The organism is Erwinia sp. E_sp_B01_1, from assembly GCF_036865545.1.
Taxonomy (GTDB): domain Bacteria; phylum Pseudomonadota; class Gammaproteobacteria; order Enterobacterales; family Enterobacteriaceae; genus Erwinia.
On record NZ_CP142208.1, the window covers coordinates 710,328 to 729,997 of the forward strand.

Annotated in this window: 18 protein-coding genes; 13 read left to right on the forward strand and 5 right to left on the reverse strand. The window is 55.7% G+C overall.

The genetic code is table 11. The features are described from left to right. Positions 1 to 57: 57 nt before the first annotated feature. From deoC (VRC33_RS03445) to deoD, 4 genes are all read left to right on the forward strand, one after another. On the forward strand, positions 58 to 834 hold the full coding sequence (deoC, locus tag VRC33_RS03445; protein WP_338560864.1) for a deoxyribose-phosphate aldolase: 777 nt from the start codon (positions 58 to 60) through the stop codon (positions 832 to 834). A gap of 27 nt (positions 835 to 861) precedes the next feature. Beyond that, entirely contained in the window at positions 862 to 2,184 is a 1,323-nt protein-coding gene (gene deoA, locus VRC33_RS03450; protein WP_338560865.1) for a thymidine phosphorylase, read from the forward strand. Between the two features lie 62 nt (positions 2,185 to 2,246). Beyond that, positions 2,247 to 3,470 (forward strand): phosphopentomutase, encoded by a 1,224-nt coding sequence (gene deoB, locus VRC33_RS03455; protein WP_338560867.1) that lies wholly within the window; start codon positions 2,247 to 2,249, stop codon positions 3,468 to 3,470. A 59-nt stretch (positions 3,471 to 3,529) separates the two neighbouring features. After that, on the forward strand, positions 3,530 to 4,249 hold the full coding sequence (gene deoD, locus VRC33_RS03460) for a purine-nucleoside phosphorylase (RefSeq protein WP_338560869.1): 720 nt from the start codon (positions 3,530 to 3,532) through the stop codon (positions 4,247 to 4,249). 204 nt (positions 4,250 to 4,453) lie between these two features. Here deoD and VRC33_RS03465 read toward each other — a convergent pair whose 3' ends face one another. Next, positions 4,454 to 5,122 (reverse strand): YtjB family periplasmic protein, encoded by a 669-nt coding sequence (locus VRC33_RS03465; protein WP_338560871.1) that lies wholly within the window; start codon positions 5,120 to 5,122, stop codon positions 4,454 to 4,456. A 116-nt stretch (positions 5,123 to 5,238) separates the two neighbouring features. Here VRC33_RS03465 and serB point away from each other — a divergent pair, with 116 nt between their 5' ends. The 4 genes from serB to VRC33_RS03485 all read left to right on the forward strand — a co-directional run bounded on the left by serB (position 5,239) and on the right by VRC33_RS03485 (position 9,570). Beyond that, complete coding sequence (gene serB, locus VRC33_RS03470) at positions 5,239 to 6,216, forward strand: phosphoserine phosphatase (RefSeq protein WP_338560873.1); 978 nt, start codon at positions 5,239 to 5,241, stop codon at positions 6,214 to 6,216. A gap of 9 nt (positions 6,217 to 6,225) precedes the next feature. Then, positions 6,226 to 7,605 carry a DNA repair protein RadA gene (gene radA, locus VRC33_RS03475; RefSeq protein WP_338560875.1) on the forward strand — a complete coding sequence of 460 codons (1,380 nt, stop codon included), beginning with the start codon at positions 6,226 to 6,228 and terminating at the stop codon, positions 7,603 to 7,605. A gap of 170 nt (positions 7,606 to 7,775) precedes the next feature. Then, a complete protein-coding gene (nadR, locus tag VRC33_RS03480) occupies positions 7,776 to 9,002 on the forward strand; it encodes a multifunctional transcriptional regulator/nicotinamide-nucleotide adenylyltransferase/ribosylnicotinamide kinase NadR (RefSeq protein WP_338560877.1) in 1,227 nt (408 codons plus the stop codon). A gap of 151 nt (positions 9,003 to 9,153) precedes the next feature. Further along, positions 9,154 to 9,570, forward strand: coding sequence for a hypothetical protein (locus VRC33_RS03485; RefSeq protein WP_338564683.1), 417 nt, complete (start codon positions 9,154 to 9,156; stop codon positions 9,568 to 9,570). Between the two features lie 225 nt (positions 9,571 to 9,795). On the opposite strand, the gene VRC33_RS03490 is transcribed toward VRC33_RS03485, so the two are convergent. Continuing rightward, positions 9,796 to 10,797, reverse strand: a complete 1,002-nt coding sequence (locus tag VRC33_RS03490) for a zinc-binding alcohol dehydrogenase family protein (RefSeq protein ID WP_338560879.1) — start codon at positions 10,795 to 10,797, stop codon at positions 9,796 to 9,798. Positions 10,798 to 10,894: 97 nt separating this feature from the next. On the opposite strand from VRC33_RS03490, the gene VRC33_RS03495 reads away from it, so the two are divergent. Further along, complete coding sequence (locus tag VRC33_RS03495) at positions 10,895 to 11,791, forward strand: LysR family transcriptional regulator (RefSeq protein WP_338564017.1); 897 nt, start codon at positions 10,895 to 10,897, stop codon at positions 11,789 to 11,791. 142 nt (positions 11,792 to 11,933) lie between these two features. On the opposite strand, the gene ettA is transcribed toward VRC33_RS03495, so the two are convergent. Then, positions 11,934 to 13,601, reverse strand: a complete 1,668-nt coding sequence (gene ettA, locus VRC33_RS03500) for an energy-dependent translational throttle protein EttA (RefSeq protein ID WP_338560881.1) — start codon at positions 13,599 to 13,601, stop codon at positions 11,934 to 11,936. A 202-nt stretch (positions 13,602 to 13,803) separates the two neighbouring features. Between ettA and VRC33_RS03505 the strand changes: the two genes are divergently transcribed. Beyond that, positions 13,804 to 14,751 (forward strand): 2-hydroxyacid dehydrogenase, encoded by a 948-nt coding sequence (locus VRC33_RS03505; protein WP_338560883.1) that lies wholly within the window; start codon positions 13,804 to 13,806, stop codon positions 14,749 to 14,751. On the opposite strand, the gene deoR is transcribed toward VRC33_RS03505, so the two are convergent. Both deoR and deoC (VRC33_RS03515) read right to left on the reverse strand, forming a co-directional pair. Next, a complete protein-coding gene (gene deoR / locus VRC33_RS03510) occupies positions 14,748 to 15,503 on the reverse strand; it encodes a DNA-binding transcriptional repressor DeoR (RefSeq protein WP_338560885.1) in 756 nt (251 codons plus the stop codon). The genes VRC33_RS03505 and deoR overlap by 4 nt on opposite strands. A gap of 24 nt (positions 15,504 to 15,527) precedes the next feature. Next, positions 15,528 to 16,202, reverse strand: coding sequence for a deoxyribose-phosphate aldolase (gene deoC / locus VRC33_RS03515; protein ID WP_338560887.1), 675 nt, complete (start codon positions 16,200 to 16,202; stop codon positions 15,528 to 15,530). Positions 16,203 to 16,391: 189 nt separating this feature from the next. On the opposite strand from deoC (VRC33_RS03515), the gene rbsK reads away from it, so the two are divergent. The 3 genes from rbsK to VRC33_RS03530 are packed head-to-tail and all read left to right on the forward strand — an operon-like array spanning position 16,392 to position 19,660. Continuing rightward, positions 16,392 to 17,309 carry a ribokinase gene (gene rbsK / locus VRC33_RS03520; protein ID WP_338560889.1) on the forward strand — a complete coding sequence of 306 codons (918 nt, stop codon included), beginning with the start codon at positions 16,392 to 16,394 and terminating at the stop codon, positions 17,307 to 17,309. Between the two features lie 9 nt (positions 17,310 to 17,318). Further along, complete coding sequence (gene fucP, locus VRC33_RS03525) at positions 17,319 to 18,644, forward strand: L-fucose:H+ symporter permease (RefSeq protein WP_338560892.1); 1,326 nt, start codon at positions 17,319 to 17,321, stop codon at positions 18,642 to 18,644. After that, on the forward strand, positions 18,641 to 19,660 hold the full coding sequence (locus VRC33_RS03530; RefSeq protein WP_338560894.1) for an aldose 1-epimerase family protein: 1,020 nt from the start codon (positions 18,641 to 18,643) through the stop codon (positions 19,658 to 19,660). The genes fucP and VRC33_RS03530 overlap by 4 nt, the downstream gene beginning before the upstream one ends. Positions 19,661 to 19,670: the final 10 nt, after the last annotated feature.

Here is a 19,670-nt window from a genome sequence, read left to right on the forward strand (position 1 = left end):
GGCGCTTTGCTGATGTGCGCTCTGGCAGTCCGCCTTAAACATTGTCTGGAGAACAACATGACCGACGCAATCGCCGCTGTACGCGCATTGAAACTGATGGATTTGACCACCCTGAATGATGATGACACCGATGAAAAAGTGATCGCGTTGTGTCATCAGGCTAAATCCCCTGCCGGTAACACTGCGGCCATCTGCATTTACCCACGCTTTATCCCCATCGCCCGTAAAACGCTGCGCGAACAGGGCACGCCGGATATCCGCATCGCTACCGTCACCAACTTCCCGCACGGCAATGACGATCTGGAGATTGCGCTGGCCGAAACCCACGCTGCGATCGCTTACGGCGCCGATGAGGTTGATGTGGTGTTCCCTTACCGTGCGCTGATCGCCGGTAATGAAGAGATTGGCTATGAGATCGTCAGCGCCTGTAAAGAAGCCTGCACAGACGCCGACGTGCTGCTGAAAGTGATCATCGAAACCGGCGAGTTGAAAACGCCTGAGCTGATCCGCAAAGCTTCTGAAATCGCCATCGCCGCCGGTGCCGATTTTATCAAAACGTCGACAGGTAAAGTGCCGGTCAACGCCACGCCAGAAGTGGCCGAAATCATGATGCGCGTTATCGCCGACAAAGGCGTTAAGCACCAGGTGGGCTTCAAACCTGCCGGTGGCGTGCGCACGGCGGAAGATGCGGCAATCTACCTGAAGCTGGCCGACGACATTCTGGGCAGTGACTGGGCTGATGCCCGTCACTTCCGGTTTGGCGCCTCCAGCCTGCTAGCCAGCCTGCTGACTGCGGCAGGGCATACGGGCGCGAAAAGCGATTCAGCCTATTAAGTTTCTCTATTAATGCCAGGGGGCAACGTGTTCCTGCCACAAGAAATTATCCGTAAAAAACGAGACGGCCAGGCGCTGAGCGAAGAAGAGATCCGTTACTTCATCAACGGCGTCCGTGATAACACCGTCTCTGAAGGACAAATCGCCGCACTGGCGATGACTATCTATTTTCACGATATGACTCTGCAGGAACGCGTGGCGCTGACCATGGCCATGCGAGATTCCGGGTCGGTGCTGAACTGGCAGTCGCTGGGCCTTAACGGGCCGGTGGTGGACAAGCACTCTACCGGCGGCGTGGGCGACGTGACGTCGCTGATGCTCGGCCCGATGGTGGCAGCCTGCGGCGGCTATGTGCCGATGATCTCAGGCCGTGGCCTCGGGCACACCGGCGGCACGCTGGATAAACTCGAAGCGATTCCTGGCTTTGATATCTTCCCGGATGATGAGACTTTCAGGCGCATTATCAAAGAGGTGGGCGTGGCAATTATTGGCCAGACCAACTCTCTTGCGCCAGCGGATAAACGCTTTTATGCCACCCGCGACATCACCGCTACCGTTGATTCCATCCCGCTGATCACCGCCTCAATTCTGGCGAAAAAACTGGCCGAAGGGCTGGATGCGCTGGTGATGGATGTCAAAGTAGGGTCGGGAGCCTTTATGCCGACCGTTGAGCAGTCTGAACTGCTGGCTCAGTCGATTGTGGGCGTGGCTAACGGCGCGGGTTGCAAAACCACGGCGCTGTTGACTGACATGAATCAGGTGCTGGCCTCCAGCGCGGGGAATGCGCTGGAAGTGCGTGAGGCGGTACGCTTCCTTACCGGTGAATACCGCAATCCTCGCCTGCTGGAAGTGACGCTGGCGCTGAGTGCGGAAATGCTGGTTTCTGGCGGGCTGGCGGCTGATACCGCAGAGGCGACCAGAAAACTGCAGGCGGTGCTGGATAACGGCAAAGCGGCAGAAGTTTTCGCGCGCATGGTAGCCGCTCAGAAAGGCCCGGCAGATTTTATAGAGAAGATGGACAAGTATCTGCCAGCCCCGATGCTCAGCAAGGCGCTTTATGCCGACAAGCCTGGCATCGTCAGCGCCATGGATACCCGTGCGCTGGGAATGGCGGTAGTGGGAATGGGAGGCGGCCGTCGTCAGGCCAGTGATACGCTGGATTACAGCGTGGGCTTCAGCGAGATGGCGCAGCTGGGTGACCAGGCCGATAACCAGCGTCCTCTGGCAGTGATCCATGCGGCCACCGAGTCTGACTGGCAGGAAGCGGCTAAGGCAGTTAAACGCGCGATCACATTAAGCGAAACTGCACCGCACCCGACGCCAGTTATCTGTCGCAGAATCACAGCATAAGCGTCATACTATTCTGATCGATAAAATTTAAGCTCATCGCGTTAAAGACGCAGGAGACCAGGATGAAACGTGCATTTATCATGGTGCTTGATTCCTTTGGGATCGGCTCCAGCAAAGACGCCGGTAAGTTTGGCGACGAAGGCTCGGATACCCTCGGCCATATCGCTGAGGCGTGCTTCAAAGGTGAAGCTGACAAAGGGCGCAAAGGGCCACTGCATCTGCCGAACCTGACCGCACTGGGTTTAGGCAAAGCGGCAGAAGAGTCGACCGGCAAGTTCCCGCCGGGTCTGGATGAGAACGCTGAAATCATTGGCGCTTACGCCTATGCCAGCGAACTCTCTTCCGGCAAAGATACCCCTTCAGGTCACTGGGAAATCGCCGGCGTGCCGGTGCTGTTTGACTGGGGCTATTTTAGCGACAAAGAGAACAGCTTCCCACAGGAGCTGTTGGATCTGCTGGTGGAGAAGGCTGATTTACCGGGTTACCTGGGGAATTGTCACTCTTCCGGCACGGTGATCCTGGATCAGCTGGGCGAAGAGCATATGAAAACCGGCAAGCCGATTTTCTATACCTCTGCGGACTCCGTGTTCCAGATTGCCTGTCACGAAGAGACTTTCGGACTGGATCGCCTCTATAAGCTGTGTGAAATCGCCCGTGAAGCGCTGACCGAAGGTGGCTATAACATTGGCCGCGTCATTGCGCGTCCGTTTGTGGGTGACAAGCCTGGCCACTTTGAGCGCACCGGCAACCGTCACGATCTGGCCGTAGAGCCACCTGCGCCAACCATCCTGAAAAAGCTGGTGGATGAGCAGAATGGTCAGGTGATTTCCGTTGGGAAAATTGCCGATATCTATGCGCACGTCGGCATCACCAAAAAAGTCAAAGCGACCGGCCTGGATGCCCTGTTTGATGCGACCATTGAAGAGATGAAAATCGCGCCGGATAACAGCATTGTCTTTACTAACTTTGTGGACTTTGACTCCACCTGGGGACATCGCCGTGATGTGCCGGGCTATGCCGGTGGACTGGAGCTGTTCGACCGCCGCCTGCCTGAGCTGATGGCGCTGGTGCAGGAGGGGGATATCCTGATCCTCACCGCTGACCACGGGTGCGATCCTACCTGGGAAGGCACCGAGCATACCCGCGAGCATATCCCGGTACTGATCTACGGACCTGGCGTCAAGCCGGGCTCGCTGGGCTACCGTGACACCTTCGCTGATATCGGCCAGACTGTGGCAACTTATTTTGGCCTTTCCGATATGGAATACGGCAAAAGCATGCTGTAATTGGCCAAACGTAACCGGCCGGCGCACTGACGCCGGCAAGACTTTGAAAAGGATGAAAAATGGCTACCCCTCATATTAATGCAGAAATGGGTGACTTCGCTGACGTGGTGTTGATGCCGGGCGATCCGCTGCGGGCAAAACATATCGCAGAAACCTTCCTGCAGGACGCGGTAGAAGTGAACAACGTGCGCGGCATGTTGGGCTACACCGGCACCTATAAAGGCCGCAAAATTTCAGTTATGGGTCACGGTATGGGCATCCCATCCTGCTCCATTTATGCCAAAGAGCTGATCACCGATTTCGGCGTGAAGAAGATCATCCGCGTGGGTTCCTGCGGGGCAGTTCGTTCCGACGTTAAACTGCGTGATGTTGTGATTGGTATGGGCGCTTCTACCGATTCCAAAGTGAACCGTATGCGTTTTAAAGACCATGACTTCGCGGCTATTGCGGATTTCGAGATGGTGCGTAACGCGGTTGATGCGGCGAAAGCTTTGGGTGTTGATGCACGCGTTGGTAACATCTTCTCCGCTGATCTGTTCTACACGCCAGATCCGCAGATGTTCGACGTGATGGAAAAGTACGGCATCCTGGGTGTGGAAATGGAAGCTGCCGGCATCTACGGCGTGGCAGCAGAGTTCGGAGCGAAAGCGCTGGCGATCTGTACCGTTTCTGACCATATCCGCAGCGGTGAGCAGACTACCGCAGCGGAACGCCAGACGACCTTCAGCGAGATGATCGAAATCGCGCTGGAATCCGTTCTGCTTGGCGATAAAGCTTAAGTCTTTCTACTGGCCGGGCACACCGGCCAGATTCCTTTGCATCAAGCCTCTTCATCAGCCCCTTTCAACTCTGAGTATCTGTTTACAAACAGAGGAATAATTTCAAAAATTTCCTTTTTTATCATGAAAATAAATCGTGATTATCTGTTTATGAATCTATTCATCATTACCCATTTCTTAATGCAAATTGCGCGGATGGCCTGATCAGATTTTATCGGTCTGAGTAGGCGTCTCTTCGCTGCTTTCTTCATGATCCTCTTTTACCGGATTACTGGCGGTAAGCAGAAACGGCGACTGCTGCCAGCGTGTGCGGCGATCGCGAAGCAGGGTGCGGGAGAGAATAATGCCAATAGCCAGCGCCAGCAGCATCATCAGGCGCAGAACGTTAGTGGTGTTATCCACCTGTTTGGATTCGGTCACCAGCACGTGCGTATCCAGCGTCACCCGCAGAAAGCCCAGCGGGCCGTCAGGACTTTCCAGTGGCTGCACCAGCTGATGGTTGAAGTAGCTGCCAGCCCGTTGTCCATCCAGCGCCAGGCGATCGCGCACGTTGATGGTTTCACCGCTGTGAGCCAGCAGGGTACCGTCGTCATCATAGACCGAGGCATCCAGGATACGGCTCTCTTTGGTCATCTGCTCCAGAACGTCGACAATTTTCTGGTGGTTATCGTCGCTGTTTTCCATCAGCGGCGTCAGGCTGAACGCCACCTGACGCGTCAGGGTACGGGCCAGTTCATCCACCTGTTCGGAACGGGCAATCTGGTGGCTCAGACTGAACCACGAGGCACCCTGCATCAGCACCACCAGCAAGGTGAGACAGATCAGTACGATTGCCGTACGATGCAGACGAAATTTAAGTTTGGCCTTTGCCATCTTTACCCTTCACACTTTATGCACGAACCACCGTTCGTATCGATGCTTTATGTTGCCAGAAGCGGGGCGGACAGGGTAGCCTCTTGCGTGGTTAATATGTCCCTACAGGAGCTGTAATGCCAAATAGTCTGACCTGGTGCGACCTGCCTTCCGATGTCTCTTTGTGGCCGGGTTTACCTCTATCTCTCAGTGGCGATGAAGTCATGCCGCTCGACTACCGTGCCGGCCGCACTGGCTGGCTTTTGTACGGGCGCGATCTGAATAAAACCAGCCTCACGGAACTCCAGCGTCAGCTTGGGGCCGCGATGGTGATCGTCAGCGCCTGGCGTGTTGAAGAGTATCACGTCGTTCGCCTGGCTGGATCCCTGACGCCGCGCGCCACCAAACTGGCCCATGATGCCGGTCTTGATGTGGCACCGCTGGGTAAAATCCCCCATCTGAAAACGCCAGGTCTGCTGGTGATGGATATGGATTCCACCGCGATTGAGGTGGAGTGCATTGATGAAATAGCCAAACTGGCGGGCTGCGGTGAGCAGGTTGCAGAAGTGACCGAGCGGGCGATGCGTGGCGAGCTGGACTTTGCCGCCAGCCTGCGTCAGCGCGTGGCAACCCTGAAAGGTGCGGATGCCAATATTCTCGCTCAGGTGCGCGATGAGCTGCCTTTGATGCCGGGCCTGACTGAGCTGGTGCATAAGTTACAGGCTCTGGGCTGGCATGTGGCGATAGCCTCAGGTGGCTTCACCTGGTTTGCTGAGTACCTGCGCGATAAGCTGGACCTCTCAGCAATTGCCGCCAACGTGCTGGAAATCCGCGACGGCAAGCTGACCGGTGAAGTGCTGGGCGATATTGTCGATGCGAAATACAAAGCCGACACGCTGCTGAAACTGGCGGAGCGCTTTGATATTGCGCCCGAGCAGACCGTGGCTATTGGCGACGGCGCTAACGATTTGCTGATGATCAAGGCTTCCGCGTTAGGCATTGCCTATCACGCCAAGCCTACAGTGAATGAGCAAACTGAAGTGATCATCCGTCATGCGGATTTAATGGGCGTGTTCTGTATTCTCAGTGGCAGCCTGATCTTTGATGAGCGTTAAGGGGTAAATTTGGCCAAAGCGGCAAAACGCGCCTTTGTTTGTAATGAATGCGGCGCAGATTATCCACGCTGGCAGGGGCAATGCAGCGCCTGCCAGGCCTGGAATACGATTACTGAAGTGCGTCTGTCGGCGTCGCCGACCGTTGCGCGCAACGAGCGTATGGGCTATGCGGGCAGTTCAGGCCCGAGCCGGGTGCAGAAGCTTTCTGAGATTAGCCTGGAAGCCCAGCCGCGTTTCTCTACCGGCTTTAAAGAGTTTGACCGCGTGCTCGGCGGTGGCGTCGTGCCCGGCAGTGCCATCCTGATCGGCGGAAGCCCTGGTGCCGGGAAAAGTACGCTGCTGCTGCAAACCCTCAGCAAACTGGCTCAGGATACCAAAACCCTTTACGTCACCGGTGAAGAGTCGCTTCAGCAGGTCGCTATGCGCGCCCACCGTTTAGGTTTGCCTACCGATAATCTCTTTATGCTGTCGGAAACCAGTATCGAGCAGATCTGCCAGATAGCCGAGCAGGAACAGCCGAAGCTGATGGTGATCGACTCCATTCAGGTGATGCACATGGCGGACGTTCAGTCTTCGCCGGGCAGCGTTGCGCAGGTACGTGAAAGCGCCGCTTACCTGACACGCTTTGCTAAAACCCGTGGTGTGGCTATCGTTATGGTCGGCCACGTCACCAAAGATGGTTCGCTGGCGGGGCCGAAGGTGCTGGAGCACTGTATTGACTGTTCCGTGCTGCTGGATGGCGATGCCGATTCCCGCTTCCGCACGTTGCGCAGCCATAAAAACCGCTTTGGTGCCGTGAACGAGCTGGGCGTGTTTGCCATGACCGAGCAGGGGCTGCGTGAAGTCAGCAACCCTTCAGCAATTTTTCTCAGCCGGGGCGAGGAGATAACCTCAGGCAGTTCCGTGATGGTGCTGTGGGAGGGGACGCGTCCGCTGCTGGTGGAGATTCAGGCGCTGGTGGACCATTCCATGATGGGCAACCCAAGGCGCGTTGCTGTGGGTCTGGAGCAGAACCGTCTGGCTATCCTGCTGGCTGTGCTGCACCGCCACGGCGGCCTGCAGATGGCCGATCAGGATGTCTTTGTGAATGTGGTTGGTGGCGTTAAGGTCACCGAGACCAGTGCCGATCTGGCGCTGATGCTGTCGATGGTTTCCAGCCTTCGTGACCGCCCGCTGCCACAGGATTTGGTGGTATTTGGTGAGGTCGGGCTGGCCGGAGAGATTCGTCCGGTGCCCAGCGGTCAGGAACGTATTTCAGAAGCGGCCAAGCATGGTTTCCGTCGGGCCATCGTGCCTGCGGCAAACGTGCCGAAAAAGCCGCCGGAAAATATGAAAGTCTATGGCGTGAAGAAGCTGGCCGATGCGTTGGCCATTCTGGAAGACCTCTGAGCCTGTTTGAAGCAGGATCAGCACCCTGGCCTGTTTGCTTCGGGGCCAGGGTTCACGCTGATTTGTTGTCACCTTCAGAGCGAGCGCAGCAACAGGATTAAAGCGGCACCGTTTAACGCTATATCATCTCCGGGCGGGGAAATTCCCGCCCGCTATGCAGGAGGCATTTGATGTCGTCATTCGAGTATCTGAAAGTAGCTATTCGCCAGCAGGGCTGCACGCTGCAACAGGTGGCGGATGCCAGTGGCATGACCAAGGGCTACCTCAGCCAGTTGCTTAACGCCAAGATCAAAAGCCCGAGCGCGCAGAAACTGGAAGCGCTGCACCGGTTTTTGGGCCTGGAGTTCCCCCGTCGTGAAAAGACCATTGGCGTGGTGTTCGGTAAATTTTATCCCCTGCATACCGGTCACATTTATCTGATTCAGCGCGCCTGTAGCCAGGTTGATGAACTGCATATCATCATGGGCTACGACGAGCCGCGCGATCGCCAGCTGTTTGAAGCCAGCGCGATGTCACAACAGCCCACCGTCAGCGATCGGTTGCGCTGGCTGTTGCAGACTTTTAAGTATCAGAAAAATATCCGCATTCATTCGTTTAATGAAGAGGGCATGGAGCCTTATCCACACGGTTGGGACGTGTGGAGCCGCGGAATCAACGAGTTTATGGAAAACCACGGCATAGTGCCGAACCGTGTGTACACCAGCGAAGAGTTCGATGCGCCGCAGTATCAGCAGCACCTGGGGATCGAGGCGGTGTTGATCGATCCTAAGCGATCTTTCATGAGCATCAGCGGCGCGCAGATCCGTCACGATCCTTTCCGTTACTGGGAATATATTCCTACCGAAGTGAAGCCTTTCTTTGTACGCACGGTGGCGATCCTCGGCGGCGAGTCCAGCGGGAAGTCAACGCTGGTGAATAAGCTGGCTAACATCTTCAATACCACCAGTGCATGGGAATTTGGCCGCGATTATGTCTTCTCTCATCTGGGTGGGGATGAGATGGCGCTGCAATATTCTGATTACGACAAGATCGCTTTAGGCCAGGCGCAGTACATCGATTTCGCGGTGAAGTACGCCAATAAGGTAGCTTTTATCGATACGGATTTCGTGACCACTCAGGCGTTCTGCAAGAAGTACGAAGGGCGTGAACATCCGTTTGTGCAGGCGCTGATTGATGAGTACCGTTTTGACCTGGTGATTCTGGTTGAGAATAACGTGCCCTGGGTGGCAGATGGGTTGCGCAGTCTGGGCAGTTCGGTGGATCGCAAAGAGTTTCAGACGCTGCTGATCTCAATGCTGGAAGAGAACAATATTGAGTTTCAGCATGTAGAGCAGGATAACTACGACGAGCGTTTCCTGCGCTGCGTGGAGCTGGTGAAGGAGATGCTGGGGGCGTAAATTCATGTCGCCTGAGGGGAAGGGCATGTTGTCTGAGGGGAAGGGCATGTTGTCTGAGGGGGAGGGCATGTTGTCTGAGGGGAAGGGCATGTTGTCTGAGGGGAAGGGCATGTCGTCTGAGGGGGAGGGCATGTTGTCTGAGGGGAAGGGCATGTTGTCTGACAGCTCAGGTGGCAAGGTCAGGGAGAGTGGGTTGAACACAAAGACGCAAAAAGCATCATCCATGATAGCTCGGCTCGCCACGTCCGTGTGGCGAGACGCTTTGCTTATCAACCCACTCTCCCTTCCCCAAAGCAATAGTGTGGCCTGTTGCAAAGATCCAAACCGCGCTGACAGATATTCTGGTTCTTGTTCTGGCTCGGGTTCTGGCTCGGGTTCTGGCTCGGGTTCTGGCTCGAGTTCTGGCTCGGGTTCTGGCTCGGGTTCTGGCTCGGGTTCTGGTTTTAATTTTGGTTTTGGTTTTGGTTTTGGTTTTGGTTTTGGTTCGGGTTTTGGTTTTGGTTTTGGTTTTGACCTGTGTATCCCCTCAGCTAACCAACATCATCGAAGGTTATGGGTGGCGCCATAGAGCACGTTAGCTGAGTGTCGGCCGCATGGATGCGGCTGCCAAGCCTACATGGACGTATTCACGGCGTCTCAGATAACGTGCTCTATGGTGACGCCTTGCCACCGCATCAGGTTTTGACCTTAAGCCACCGCACCGGGTTTTAGCCTTAAGCCACCGCACCAGGTTTTGACCTTAAGCCACCGCATCAGGTTTTGACCTTAAGCCCGGCACCAGGTTTTCCCTGGCTTAGTAAACCATCACCACTTTCCCGCGCATATGGCCTTCCAGCACCAGACGGTGAGCTTCGGTCAGGGTGTCCACGCTCAGGCCTTGCAGGGTTTTGCTCAGCGAGGTGGTGATTTTCCCCTCATCCAGCAGCTTCGCTGTGGCGTCCAGAATCTCTCCCTGACGGGCGATATCTGGCGTGGTGTACATGCTTCGGGTATACATGAACTCGAAATGCAGCGCGGCGCTTTTCAGCTTCAGCTCGTTCATCTCCAGCGGCTTTTCGTTCTCAACGATGGTGCAGATATGGCCCTGTGGCGCGATCAGTTTAGCCATCGCTTCCCAGTGACCATCGGTGTCATTCAGGCAGAAAATATAATCCACCTGCTTCAGGCCATGCTTCTCAAGCTCACCCGCCATATCCTGATAGTTAATCACCAGATCAGCCCCGCGATCTTTACACCACTGTACTGAGTCCGGGCGAGAAGCAGTGGCAATCACCGTGACCTTGCTGTGCAGTTTGGCAAACGGGATAGCCAGTGAACCCACACCGCCAGCGCCGCCGACGATCAGCAGCGTTTTGCCTTCTTCCGCTTTATCCAGCTGTAACCGATCGAACAAACCTTCCCAGGCCGTCAGCGCAGTCAGCGGGATCGCAGCGGATTCCGCCCAGTCGAGCGAAGCCGGTTTGTGGCCGGTGATACGGGCATCAATCAGCTGATGAGTAGTGTTGCTACCCGGACGGGTAATATCCCCGGCGTAATAAACTTCATCGCCCGCTTTAAACCCGCTGACTTTGCTGCCCACTTCCAGCACCACGCCGCTGGCATCCCAGCCGAGGATTTTGGGCAGTTGCAGACCATTTTTCTGCGCGCCTTTATGCACTTTGGTATCAACGGGGTTAACCGAGGCGGCCCTGACTTCAACCAGCAGGTCGTACTCGCCGGGTGTCGGTTTTTCACACTGAATTTCAATAAATTGCTGCGGTTTTTCTGGATTGATTGCAATCGCTTTGATTGTCATAGCGTAACTCCTTTAAGTTGTGATATTCAGTGTAGATCCTAAGCAGGCTATTGATAAGCCGTACAATAACTAACGAAGTGTTCGTTTCAGGTAAACAATTATGTTTAAACAGCTGCAGGATATGGCTCTGTTTGCGCTGGTAGCCGAATGCGGCAGTTTTACAGGCGCAGCAAAGCGCGCGGGTTTACCGAAATCCAGCGTCAGTCAGCGCATCAGTCAGCTTGAGCACTCTGTGGGGCTGCGTCTGATTAACCGCACTACCCGCCAGCTCAATCTGACGTTTGCCGGTGAACGTTACCTGGTGCACTGTCAGGAGATGATGCAGGCGAGCGAGCGGGCCAATATGGCGATACAACGTCTGCGTGATAACCCCAGCGGACGGCTGCGCATCACCTCTCCAGCCGGGATTGGGGCTACATTACTGGCGCGTTTTAACGCGGCTTTCCAGCAAAAGTACCCGGACGTCACTCTGGAAGTTTCGGTCTCTGATGAAGTCCGCGACCTGGTCCAGGATGGCTATGATGTGGCGTTGCGCACCGGGCAGCCTCAGGACTCTTCGCTGATTGGGCGACGTATTGGCTACTGTGAGCGCCTGCTGGTGGCTTCACCCGGCTATCTCGAACAGCATGAGGCGTTAACCCATCCTCAGCAGCTGGCTGAACATCGCTGCATTGCTCACCGCGCGTGGAGCGAGTGGCTGCTGAAGAAAGATGAGGAGTATTACCGCTGGCTGCTGCCACCCGTCCATATGACCGATAACCTGGTGTATGCCCGTGAATGCGCGCTGGGGGATGCGGGGATTACGCTGCTGCCACGATTTTTGACCGAACAGGTATTACAGGAAGGTGATTTAGTGCCGGTGTTGCCGGAGTGGCAGGTGGAAGGCAATGAGCTTTGGCTGGTCTATCCAAGCCGTAAGCTGAACTCACCTGCATTGGGTTCCTTTATAGACTTCGCGCTACAGTCGCCCATTTTTCGTGAGTTTTATCAGTAAAGGGTTGATGACATCCTGAGAAACAAAAGCCGCACACAGGCAGCTTAGAAAAATCCTGACAGCGGGCACGAATGTTCACAACAGTTCCATGCCGCACAAGCCGATGTGACAAGGGCGGATTTCTCCGCCCTTCAGGTCATGCTTACTTGATCATGCGCTTGTACTTGATGCGTTTTGGCTCCAGCGCATCGGCGCCCAGCGTACGCTTCTTGTACTCTTCGTATTCGGTAAAGTTACCTTCGAAGAATTCGATATTGCCTTCATCCTGGTAATCCAGAATGTGGGTGGCAATACGGTCGAGGAACCAGCGGTCATGCGAGATAACCATCGCGCAACCCGGGAACTCCAGCAGGGCGTTTTCCAGCGCGCGCAGGGTTTCAATGTCCAGGTCGTTGGTTGGTTCATCGAGCAGCAGCATGTTGCCACCAACCTGCAAAAGCTTGGCCAGATGCAGACGACCACGCTCACCACCGGACAGCTCGCCAACGCGTTTGCCCTGATCCACGCCTTTGAAGTTAAAGCGGCCCACGTAGGCACGGCTTGGCATTTCGGTGGTCCCGATGCGCATAATATCCTGGCCGCCGGAGACTTCTTCCCACACGGTTTTGCTGTTGTCCATGCTGTCGCGGAACTGATCCACAGAGGCCAGCTTCACGGTGTCACCCAGCACAATAGTGCCGGAATCCGGATCTTCCTGACCTGACATCATACGGAACAGCGTCGATTTACCGGCGCCGTTCGGGCCGATGATGCCGACGATAGCGCCTTTAGGCACTGAGAAGGTGAGATCGTCAATCAGCAGACGGTCGCCGTAAGATTTTTTCAGATTGGTCACTTCCACCACTTTATCGCCCAGACGTGCGCCTGGCGGGATAAACAGTTCGTTGGTTTCGTTACGCTTCTGGTAATCGGTGTTGTTCAGCTCTTCAAAGCGGGCCAGACGGGCCTTGCCTTTAGACTGACGGCCTTTAGCGCCCTGACGAACCCACTCCAGCTCTTTCTCAATGGATTTACGACGGGCCGCTTCGCTTGAAGCTTCCTGAGCCAGACGGGCATCTTTCTGCTCCAGCCAGGAGGAGTAGTTGCCTTCCCAGGGGATACCTTCGCCACGGTCCAGTTCCAGGATCCAGCCTGCCACGTTGTCCAGGAAGTAACGGTCGTGCGTAATCGCCACAACGGTGCCTTCGAAGTCATGCAGGAAGCGCTCCAGCCATGCCACGGATTCCGCATCCAGGTGGTTGGTTGGTTCGTCCAGCAGCAGCATGTCTGGTTTTTCCAGCAGCAGGCGGCACAGGGCCACACGGCGGCGCTCACCACCGGACAGGTTAGCAATTTTAGCATCCCAGTCTGGCAGGCGCAGCGCATCGGCAGCACGTTCCAGTTGGGTATTCAGGTTGTGACCATCGTGAGCCTGGATAATCTCTTCCAGTCGTCCCTGCTCTGCGGCCAGCTTATCGAAGTCTGCGTCTTCTTCAGCATAAAGCGCGTAAACCTCGTCCAGACGCTTCAGCGCGCCCACCACCTCGGCCAGCGCTTCCTCAACGGATTCGCGGACGGTGTGTTCCAGATTCAGCTTGGGTTCCTGCTCCAGGTAACCGATTTTCAGGCCTGGCTGCGGACGGGCTTCCCCTTCAATATCCTTATCAATACCGGCCATGATGCGCAGCAAAGTGGATTTACCTGCGCCATTCAGACCCAGCACGCCGATTTTGGCACCCGGGAAAAAGCTCAGGGAGATGTTTTTCAAAATATGACGCTTCGGCGGAACCACTTTGCCGACGCGATGCATGCTATAGACGAATTGAGCCACGTAGGATGAGCCTCTTGGTGTCTGTGTGTTTATTGGGGCACCCGGTGCCCACTCAGATGACGAAGTTTAGCTGGTTTCCACTGGTAATCACAGCCATCGCCTGCGGATTATCCTGTTCTGGCAGCATCGGGGTGATAACTGTTTGATTTTTGTGCCGGGAACTTTATGCTGATTTTTTGCCTTACAAAGCAGGGAGATAACGATGAAAGTTCTGATAGCGGCTGAAGAGAACGCCTGGGGTGGGATGATTCAGCAGTTTCGCCAGCGTCTGCCTGACGTCGAGTTTACCGCTTCTGCAGGCCACGCCGCCGAAAGCCTGGCCGGATATGATGCGCTGATCCCCGGCATGGCTAAGGTCACGCCTGAACTGTTGAAAACTGCCGATAAACTCAGGCTGATCCAGCAGTCTGGCGTCGGGCTGGAGGGCGTGGATGTTGCTCAGGCCAGCGCTCAGGGCATTCAGGTCGCAAATGTGCCTTCGCACAGTTCCGGAAATGCTGACTCGGTCGCTGAACTGGGGATCTGGATGATGATCGGCCTGGCGCGAAAAGCCAGAGAGATCCCGGAGATGATCGCCACGCGCAAACTGGGATTGCCAGTGGGAATGGGCCTGGCTGGCAAAACAGTAGGGCTGGTAGGCCTGGGCGGGATCGGTAAAGCGCTGGCGAAAAGACTGGTGCCTTTTGGCGTTCGCCTGATTGGGGTCAAAAGAACCGCCGACCAGGCCTTTGCCAAAGAACATCAGCTCGACTGGCTGGGCAATATGGCGAATCTGCCGGTGCTGCTCAGCGAAGCCGATTTTGTGATCCTCAGCCTGCCCGACAACGAGGCCACCCACCATATCATTGATGAAACCGCGCTGGCGCAGATGAAGCAGGGCAGTTTCCTGATCAATCTTGGGCGCGGCGGGTTGATTGAAAAGCAGGCGTTACAGGCCGCGCTGGAGGTTAACCATCTTGCCGGCGCGGGGCTGGATGTGTTCTGGCAGGAGCCGCCAGAGCCGGATGATTCGCTGTTTCACTATAACGTGATTGCCACCCCGCATATTGGCGGGGTAACGGATAATTCCATGAACGGGATTGTGGCGGGCGTCTGTGAAAACCTGCGCCGCCTGCGCGATGGCGAAACGATCCTGAACGTTAAGGGCTAAGGCATCATCCCGGCCTCTTTCAGCAATGAAGCCAGCTCTTTCGGCGGCACTTCATCGCTGATCAGCGTGTCAAATTCACAGAGATCCCCGATGCGGGCAGGCAGGACTTTACCGAACTTGCTGCTGTCCGCCACCAGAATCTTCTGGCTGGCACGCAGCATGGCCTGATGCTTCATCGGCAGTTCGTTAAGGTTGTAGCAGGTTGCTCCCTGCACGGCATCAATACCCGCAGCCGAAATAAAGGCCTTGCCCGGACAGAGGCTGTCCATCACTGACCCCTGGCCCAACGGGGTGAACACCGCATTGTCGGCATGAAACTCTCCCCCGTTCAGGATCACCTGACAGGCAGGCTTCTCTTTCAGGGCGAGGAAAGTGTTCATGGCACAACAGATAGCGGTAAAAGCCAGCTCGTCGTCTATCGCATCCACTATCCACGGCATGGTGGTGCCGCAGTCAAAAAATACCGTATCGCCCGGTTCAATCAGCGAGGCCGCCAGCAGTCCTAAACGCCGCTTTTTATCGACGTTATGCGCCTGCTGATCGGAGACAAAATAGTGGCCCTGAAGGCTTTTGGGATCGCTGACGATATAGCCGCCCAGCAACACCACCGCCGAAGGCTGCTCGTTGAGATCTCGCCGGATGGTCATCTCGGAAACACCCAAAAGTTGCGCCGCCTCTTTGAGGTGGATCTTATCGGTTCGCTTAAGCGCACACGCCAGCTTATTTACGCGTTCATCGCGCCGGGTTTCCATGGTCAGTGACTCCTGATAAAACGGTTAATATCCCTCGCCGGCCGGGCTGGTGCCTTTGACGATGGCGATGCCGGAGCTGGTGCCGATACGGGTAGCGCCAGCCTTAATCATACTCTCTGCGGTCTGACGATCGCGAACCGCGCCAGAAGCTTTTACCGCCACATCCGGACCTGCCGTTTTATGCATCAGACGGACATGCTCTTCACGGGCGCCGCCGGTGCTGAAACCGGTAGATGTTTTGACAAAGGCGACCTGATGTTCACGACAAATTTCACAGATTTGAATGATTTGCGCATCGCTGAGCAGGCAGGTTTCCAATATTACCTTCAATGGGATCGGGCCGCAAACCTCACGCACCGCCTGAATATCCGCGCTGACCGCCTCAGTCTCGCCGCTTTGCAGCCAGCCCACGTTAATCACCATATCAATTTCCTGCGCGCCAGCCTCAATGGCGGCTTTCGCCTCAAAAGCTTTGGCGCTGGTCAGCGCTGCGCCCAACGGGAAGCCAATCACAGAACAGACTTTTACCTCGCTCTTTGCCAGCAGCTTTGCCGCCAGGGGGACATAGCCGGAATTAACGCAGACCGCATAAAAGTGGTGGGTGATTGCTTCCTCGCACAGGGTGGTGATTTGCGCCTGGGTGGCATTAGCGGCCAGCAGCGTGTGATCTATGTAGCGGGCAAAGTCTGTGTTTTGCATGGTCCTGATCCTCAGAGAGTGGCGTGTTTTTGTTAAAATAATAACATTTTTGTCTCAGCGTCAATCACTGATTAACTGAGTGCCTGTGCGATTTACAGGCTGAGACGGATGTCACAAAAATAACAGATGATGATTGTTATTGTTAATTTCATAACATTTAATGATCGAAATTTACACGGGGAAAGCGTCATGGATATTGCTGTTATTGGTTCCAATATGGTCGACCTGATTACGTATACCAATACGATGCCAAAAGCGGGGGAAACCCTGGAGGCGCCGGATTTCGCTCTGGGCTGCGGCGGCAAAGGGGCTAATCAGGCCGTTGCAGCCGCAAAGCTTGGCGCTGCGGTGATGATGGTCAGTAAAGTGGGCGAAGACCTGTTCGCCGACAATACGGTGAAGAATTTGCAGCAGTTTGGCGTGGATACCCGTTACGTGACCGTTGCCCCTGGCACCTCCAGCGGGGTGGCACCCATTTTTGTGGATGACCAGTCGCAAAACCGCATTCTGATTATCAAAGGGGCTAATGCCAGACTCTCCCCACAGGATATTGATGATGCCGCAGAAGAGTTGAAGCGCTGTCGCCTGATGGTTCTCCAGCTGGAGATCCCGCTGCCGACGGTTTATCACGCCATTGATTTCGCCCGCCAGAACAACATCCAGGTGATCCTCAACCCGGCTCCGGCAGTAGCCGGTCTGGATATCGATTACGCCTGCCTGTGTGACTACTTTATGCCTAACGAAACGGAGCTGGAGATCCTGACCGGTCTGCCCGTCAGCACGGAGGAAGAGGTTATCCGTGCCGGTCAGATGCTGCTGGGACGCGGTCTGAAGAATCTGATTATTACGCTTGGCAGCCGGGGTTCGGTATGGATGCACGGCGATGCCGTTCACCGTGTCAGCCCGATGTCGGTCAAAGCCATTGATACCAGCGGAGCCGGGGATGCCTTTATTGGCTGCTTTGCCCACGGCCTGGTGCAGCACGGGGACGTGGCCAGGGCGATGCAGTCCGCCTCAGCTTATGCCGCCTGTAGCGTCACCGGACGGGGAACTCAGCTTTCATACCCCGATGCCGATACCTTTCACCGTTTTCTCAACGCTAACTGAGGATTCGCCATGCATCAGAACATCGTGCAGCAGCCTGATGGCTACTTAAACAAGACTCCGCTGTTCCAGTTTATTCTGCTCTCCTGTCTGTTTCCGCTGTGGGGCTGTGCAGCCAGCCTGAATGATATTTTGATTACCCAGTTTAAAAGCGTGTTCGCCCTCAGCGACTTCGCCAGCGCGCTGGTGCAGAGCGCCTTCTACGGCGGTTACTTCCTGATTGCCATTCCGGCTTCGCTGGTGATCCGCAGTAGCAGTTATAAAATTGCGATTCTGCTGGGGCTGGCGCTCTATATCGGCGGCTGCGTGCTGTTCTATCCTGCTTCACACATGGCGACCTATACCATGTTCCTGGCCGCCATCTTCGCCATCGCCATCGGCCTGAGCTTCCTGGAAACGGCGGCGAACACCTACAGTTCGATGATTGGTCACCGTGACCACGCCACGCTGCGGCTTAACATCAGCCAGACGTTCTACCCGGTGGGTGCGTTGATGGGCATCGTGTTGGGGAAATATCTGGTGTTTCAGGACGGCGACAGCCTGCACAGTCAGATGGCAGGCATGAACCCCGAGCAGCTGCACCAGTTCCGTCTCGCCATGCTGGAGCACACGCTGGAGCCCTATAAATATCTGGTTATGGTGCTGGTGGTGGTGATGGTGCTGTTTTTACTGACCCGCTATCCGCGCTGTAAGCCGCAAAGCGCTGAGAAAAGCCTGCCGAGCCTGAAAGAGACCTTCAGCTATCTGGCAAAAAATCGCCACTTCAAGCGCGGGATCCTTGCTCAGTTCCTCTATGTCGGGATGCAGGTTGCGGTCTGGTCATTCACCATCCGTCTGGCGCTGGATCTGGGGGCAACCAATGAACGTCATGCCTCTAACTTTATGATTTACAGCTTTATCTGCTTCTTTATCGGTAAGTTTGTCGCCAACTTCCTGATGACCCGTTTCCGGGCTGAGAAAGTGCTGATTGCTTATTCGGTTGTCGGCGTGGCAACCCTGGCCTATGTCATGCTGGTGCCAAACTTCACCGCCGTGTATGCCGCCGTGTTTGTCAGCGTGCTGTTCGGACCTTGCTGGGCGACGATCTATGCCGGAACGCTGGCTACCGTCGAGAATAAATACACCGAAGTTGCGGGCGCTTTTATCGTGATGGCGATTGTGGGCGCGGCTTTTGTGCCAGCTATTCAGGGGCTGGTCTCTGACCGTCTGGGATCGATGCAGCTGGCCTTCGGTGTCTCTCTGCTGTGCTTTGTCTGGGTCGGGTTCTACTTCTGGGGCGAGCTTCGCCACAAAAAACAGCCTGCCACCCGTGGACGTCTGGTTGAGGAGGCACAATGAAAACCACTCTGCCGCTGAGTGCTTCACAGTTCAGTGAAACACCCCGCACGCTGCTGGATAACGCCAATTTTAAGGTGGAGCTGTTCCGTTACCCCTCAGGGATTGAGGCGGTACGCATGGAGAACAGTAGAGGGTATCTCATCGTGCTGCCTTTCTACGGGCAGATGGTGTGGGATGCGGTCTTTGACGATCGCAGCCTGACCATGGGCAACGGCTTTAAACAGCCGTTGCCCGGCAAAGATATTATCGATACTTACGGTTGCTTTGCGTTTCACTCCGGGCTGCTGGCGAACGGCTGTCCGGGGCCGCAAGACAGCCATCCTCTGCACGGTGAAATGGCCTGCGCCCGGATGGACAGCGCCTGGATTGTGCTGGAAGAAGAGGGCGTTTCTCTGCAGGGCGAGGTGGAGTACATCAAGGGATTTGGTCATCACTACCGGGCTATGCCTGCCGTGACCCTACTGGCGGAAAGACCGAGATTCCAACTGGAAATGGAGGTGAAAAACCTTTCCGGCGCTGAAATGCCGCTCCAGTATATGTGCCATATGAATTATGCCTGGGTGGAAAACGGCACCTTCAGCCAGAGCATTCCGGACAGTGCGTTCCGCTTGCGCACCTCCATCCCCGGTCATGTGCATCCTACGCCGGGCTGGCTGGATTATACCCGTCAGCTTCAGGATGAGCCTGAGGCGTTTGGCGCGCTGACCCAGCCAGAGATGTACGATCCGGAGATTGTGTTTTTTGCCGATAATCTGGCGCAGTACGGTAAACAGGTGCTGTTTACGCTGACCTCGCCTGAGGGATACGGCTTCAGCACCCGTTTTGATACCGCACAGTTCAACTATGCAACTCGCTGGATCCTGCACAACAGCGATCAGCAGGTCGCGGCCTTTGTGCTGCCAGCCACCTGCCGTCCGGAGGGATTTACTGCGGCTAAAGAGGCCGGGACGCTGATCGCCCTGGCATCGGGCGAACAGCGTCACTTTATGGTGGAAACCGGCCTGGTGGAAGCCTGAGGCCACAGCC

Coding starts and splice junctions, on each gene's coding strand:
- VRC33_RS03530 (WP_338560894.1), top strand. CDS start 18,641: ATGAAAACCACTCTGCCGCTGAGTGCTTCACAGTTCAGTGAAACACCC.
- VRC33_RS03505 (WP_338560883.1), top strand. CDS start 13,804: ATGAAAGTTCTGATAGCGGCTGAAGAGAACGCCTGGGGTGGGATGATT.
- deoC (WP_338560864.1), top strand. CDS start 58: ATGACCGACGCAATCGCCGCTGTACGCGCATTGAAACTGATGGATTTG.
- VRC33_RS03465 (WP_338560871.1), bottom strand. CDS start 5,122: ATGGCAAAGGCCAAACTTAAATTTCGTCTGCATCGTACGGCAATCGTA.
- deoB (WP_338560867.1), top strand. CDS start 2,247: ATGAAACGTGCATTTATCATGGTGCTTGATTCCTTTGGGATCGGCTCC.
- deoR (WP_338560885.1), bottom strand. CDS start 15,503: ATGGAAACCCGGCGCGATGAACGCGTAAATAAGCTGGCGTGTGCGCTT.
- nadR (WP_338560877.1), top strand. CDS start 7,776: ATGTCGTCATTCGAGTATCTGAAAGTAGCTATTCGCCAGCAGGGCTGC.
- deoD (WP_338560869.1), top strand. CDS start 3,530: ATGGCTACCCCTCATATTAATGCAGAAATGGGTGACTTCGCTGACGTG.
- deoC (WP_338560887.1), bottom strand. CDS start 16,202: ATGCAAAACACAGACTTTGCCCGCTACATAGATCACACGCTGCTGGCC.
- fucP (WP_338560892.1), top strand. CDS start 17,319: ATGCATCAGAACATCGTGCAGCAGCCTGATGGCTACTTAAACAAGACT.
- VRC33_RS03490 (WP_338560879.1), bottom strand. CDS start 10,797: ATGACAATCAAAGCGATTGCAATCAATCCAGAAAAACCGCAGCAATTT.
- rbsK (WP_338560889.1), top strand. CDS start 16,392: ATGGATATTGCTGTTATTGGTTCCAATATGGTCGACCTGATTACGTAT.
- VRC33_RS03485 (WP_338564683.1), top strand. CDS start 9,154: ATGTTGTCTGACAGCTCAGGTGGCAAGGTCAGGGAGAGTGGGTTGAAC.
- serB (WP_338560873.1), top strand. CDS start 5,239: ATGCCAAATAGTCTGACCTGGTGCGACCTGCCTTCCGATGTCTCTTTG.